3 protein-coding genes and 1 pseudogene are annotated in these 3,907 nt (G+C 66.0%); all 4 read left to right on the forward strand.

What is annotated here, in order from left to right; translation table 11 throughout:
• Positions 1 to 249: 249 nt before the first annotated feature.
• Positions 250 to 675, forward strand: a pseudogene (locus QZV81_RS09295) (integrase core domain-containing protein); the annotation flags it as partial.
• A 254-nt stretch (positions 676 to 929) separates the two neighbouring features.
• Complete coding sequence (locus QZV81_RS09300; protein WP_292836196.1) at positions 930 to 2,240, forward strand: UDP-glucose/GDP-mannose dehydrogenase family protein; 1,311 nt, start codon at positions 930 to 932, stop codon at positions 2,238 to 2,240.
• A gap of 246 nt (positions 2,241 to 2,486) precedes the next feature.
• Complete coding sequence (locus tag QZV81_RS09305; RefSeq protein ID WP_292836199.1) at positions 2,487 to 2,801, forward strand: hypothetical protein; 315 nt, start codon at positions 2,487 to 2,489, stop codon at positions 2,799 to 2,801.
• On the forward strand, positions 2,791 to 3,714 hold the full coding sequence (locus tag QZV81_RS09310; RefSeq protein ID WP_292836201.1) for a nucleotidyltransferase family protein: 924 nt from the start codon (positions 2,791 to 2,793) through the stop codon (positions 3,712 to 3,714). Before QZV81_RS09305 ends, QZV81_RS09310 begins: the two co-directional genes overlap by 11 nt.
• Positions 3,715 to 3,907: the final 193 nt, after the last annotated feature.

A 3,907-nucleotide genomic window follows, 5' to 3' on the forward strand; every position in this document is an offset into this window, starting at 1 on the left:
GATCCTCGACTCCCTGAAACGACTACTCCAACGAACTACCGGCGCAGGACACTAGTAGCCCGCACCCGTCGAAGGCGCCAGCCCATGAAGTTGAGCGCGACTGCGGTGTAACACTTGATCGGTAGGCCGAGGCCTCCGAGCCTGTACGCTAGTCGGCATGGTTGCGTTGCTGCAGGAGCGACCGGGCCTCTGCCCAAACTGTGGTGACCGCATCAGCTACGTTGACGGCGCCGCGGCCCGCGATTTCGGCGAACCGGAGTATATCTGTCCCTCGTGCGGATGGCTGTATGACGTTGGTCACATGGGTGACGGCGGGATCGACGGTATCGGCTCGTAACACAGAAGCGGCGTTTGATTGCGAGCTTCGGATTTGGATTAGGCGAACGGCTCGCGGAGATCGGGGCGACCCCGTCGATTGGGAACGTGGGCGACAGTTTCGACAATGAGCTGGCCGAGGCGGTCAACGGGCACTACAAGCCCGAACTCGTCCGGCGACCCGCCCGGCCGAGACCGTGGAAGACGGTCGAAAATCTCGAGCTCGCGACGCTCGGCTGGGTGCACTGGCGCAATTCGCAGCGCCTCCATGGCTAGCTCGGGGACGTCCCTCCCCTCGAGTTCCAGATCGCGTTCTATGCTGTCCAAACCGACAGCGAACTTCTGGTCGGAATCAAATAGCGAGTCTCCATCGGACCCATGGCACTTCAATCTGGCCGCCGTCATCGTACTGTAACGGCTTAACCGAGGCCTAACCGAGCCGCCAACAAGCCAGGGGCTCGACAGTCATCATCCTCCCGGGGATTCAGGCCCTCCACGGTACCCTCGCGATTCACGCCGCACATTCCTGAAACGTCGATCTGCTAGTAAAGAAGCACGCACGCCGCCAAGGACCGCCGGCCCTCAACGCAATCCCCAGATCCCTAAGGAGATCCATGCGCCTGTCAGTCATCGGTTGTGGTTACCTCGGCGCGGTTCACGCTGCGGCCATGGCGTCGATCGGCCACGATGTGGTCGGTATCGACGTCGACGAGCGAAAGATCGCGTCGCTCTCGAAGGGCGAAGCACCCTTCTTCGAGCCCGGCCTGCCCGAGATCTTGTCCGAAGGCATTGCGTCGGGGCGGTTGCGCTTCAGCACCGACATGGCAGACGCGCACGGGGCTGATGTGCACTTCGTCGGCGTCGGCACACCGCAGCAGAAGGATGGCTACGCGGCCGACCTCACCTATGTCAACGCGGCGATCGACGGGGTGATCCCGTATCTGCGCGCGGGTGACCTCGTTGCGGGCAAGTCGACCGTGCCCGTCGGAACGGCCGCCGACCTGGCTGCTCGCGTCAGCCCGACGGGCGCCACGCTCGTCTGGAACCCCGAGTTTCTGCGCGAGGGCTTCGCCGTCAAGGACACAGTCGACCCCGACCGTCTGGTGGCCGGCGTGCCGAGCGGCGAGGAGGGCGAACGTGCCGCCGACATCTTGCGGCAGGTCTACCACCCAGCGATCGCCAAGCAGACGCCGTTCATCGTCACCGACTACGCGACCGCCGAACTGGTCAAGGTCGCCGCGAACGCGTTCCTCGCCACGAAGATCTCCTTCATCAATGCGATGGCCGAGATCGCCGAGGTCACCGGAGCCGACGTCACTCAGCTCGCCGACGCGATCGGCCACGATGCGCGCATCGGACGGCGGTTCCTCGGCGCCGGCATCGGCTTCGGCGGCGGATGCCTGCCGAAGGACATCCGAGCGTTCTCGGCCCGCGCTGAGGAGCTCGGTCGCGGTGAGTCGGTGGGGTTCCTTCGCGAGGTCGATGCCATCAACCTGCGCCGCCGCGATCGTGCCGTCGAACTCGTCGTCGGCGCGTTCGGCGGGTCGGTGTTCAAGAAGAACATCACCGTGCTGGGCGCCGCCTTCAAGCCGCACAGCGACGACGTGCGCGACTCGCCCGCCCTCGATGTCGCCGTGAAGCTGCACGGCCTGGGCGCCTGGGTGACGATCACCGATCCCGAAGCGATCGAGAATGCCCGCCGCATCCACCCGCAACTCAACTACGTCGCCGAGCGTGACGAAGCCCTCCGCGGAGCCGACGGGGTGATTCTCGTCACCGAGTGGGACGAGTACCGCCGCGATCTCTCACCTGAGCACGCCGCAACGCTCGCGACGGGCCGTGTGGTCGTCGACGGTCGCAACGGGCTCGATGCGGCGGCGTGGCGGGCGGCGGGGTGGACGTACTACGGGATGGGCCGACCGTAAGCAGCTTGCGGAGCCGCGTCAATCCAACGGAATCTGAGAGCGGTCCCCCGTCTCCACAGGCATCGGACATCGCCGCTCACAAGCGCAGACCGAAGGGGGATGTTCACGCGCACGTAACATGACATCCCTACACTGGGAGAACGCTGAGTGACAGCACGACCGCCCTCCGCAGCACCACCGATCAGTTCAACGGCGCCCTGATCACCGGATCCATCGGACGTTACGAACAACGCAAAGGCGTGAGCCATGAAGACTTCTGTTGCCACGGCCGCAGTAGCGACTGTGCTCGTCGGGGTCAGCATCCTGGCCGTTCCTGCGGTGGCCAGCGGCGCCGAGTACCTGGCCGACGCTTCGTCGGTGAACGCGTCGGCTTCGGCTGTGTATGTGCCGACGGCGGCAACGACTGTCGCCGCCTCTTCAGCGGAAGCATCTGCGGCGAGTCCGTCGGCAGACCTCAGCCTTCTCGTCACGATCTGGGGCGCCTCTGGCGTGCTTCTCCTCGGCGGCGGCGCCCTCGCGGTGCGCCTCTCGGCCCGCCGGCAACGAAGCCTTGCCGTCTGAGAGCGCGCCCCTGCCCGTTGCCCAGCTGCGGCTCGACGAGGCGATCGAGCTGTGCACGGCCTGGATGCACGAGCAGGCGCTGGCGAACGGCATCCGACTTCTCGTCTTGAAAGGCCGCGCGCTGTCGCACCAGGGGCTGCGCGAACGGCATGCGTCATCAGACGTCGACGTGCTGATCGAGCCGAGCCGGTTCGAGGAGTTTCTCGAGATCGTCAAGGCTGCCGGGTGGACAGAGTTTCTCGACACCTTCCCGAACGAGCTGTTCACGCTGCACTCTGTCACGCTCCGCCGAGACGGCTGGCCCAACTCGATCGACGTGCACTCATACTGGCCCGGCTTCTTGGAACCACCCGCCGAGGTGTTCGATGTGCTGTGGTCACGTCGGCAGGAGCTGGCGTTCGCCCACCACCCCTCGGCGGTACCCGACCGCATGAGCAACGTGCTCATCCTCGCTCTGCATTCGCTGCGAGGACAGGCCGCGCAGCCCCGTCACGATCGCGAACTCGAAGGCCTGCTCGCGCTCACGCTCACTGAGCAAGACCGCGACGATCTGCGCGCACTATCGCAGTCCACGGGCAGCGTCGCACCTCTTCGCGAGGTTCTCCCCGCGCTGGGCGTGCCGGTGAGTGTCACGCCGGCCGACCTCGACAGCCCGGAGTATCGCGAGTGGCACCGGAAAGTTGCAGGGCGACAGGGCCGGGTCGCCTCGTGGCTCATCGGTCTGCGCCGTGTCCCCTGGTCGCAGAAAGCCCTGCTCTTGCGGCACGGTATCTGGCCGACCGACCACGATCTGCTCGCGGAGCACCCCGAAGTGCGTGACCGCCCGTGGCCCAAGATCTGGGCTCGCGTGGTCAGGCTGGGGCGAGGGCTCGGGCAATTGCCGCGCGTCATGCCGGCGTTGCGTCGGAAGTAGGTGAGTGCCGGCACCACGGGCAGGCCCGGCCATCTGTTCACATGCCGGCAACAGAACCTCTGCAGGGTAGGGCGCGCGCATTCGATCCACTGGGGTTGCTGGTCGACGCGCAATCACCCGACAGCGAGCAGCGCCCCATAGCCTCGATCCACCGATGAGCCTTGGGTGGGCTCGGATGGGGTGATCGGCGGGC

Origin of the sequence: Microbacterium sp. (assembly GCF_011620665.1) — a bacterium.
Lineage (GTDB): Bacteria > Actinomycetota > Actinomycetes > Actinomycetales > Microbacteriaceae > Microbacterium.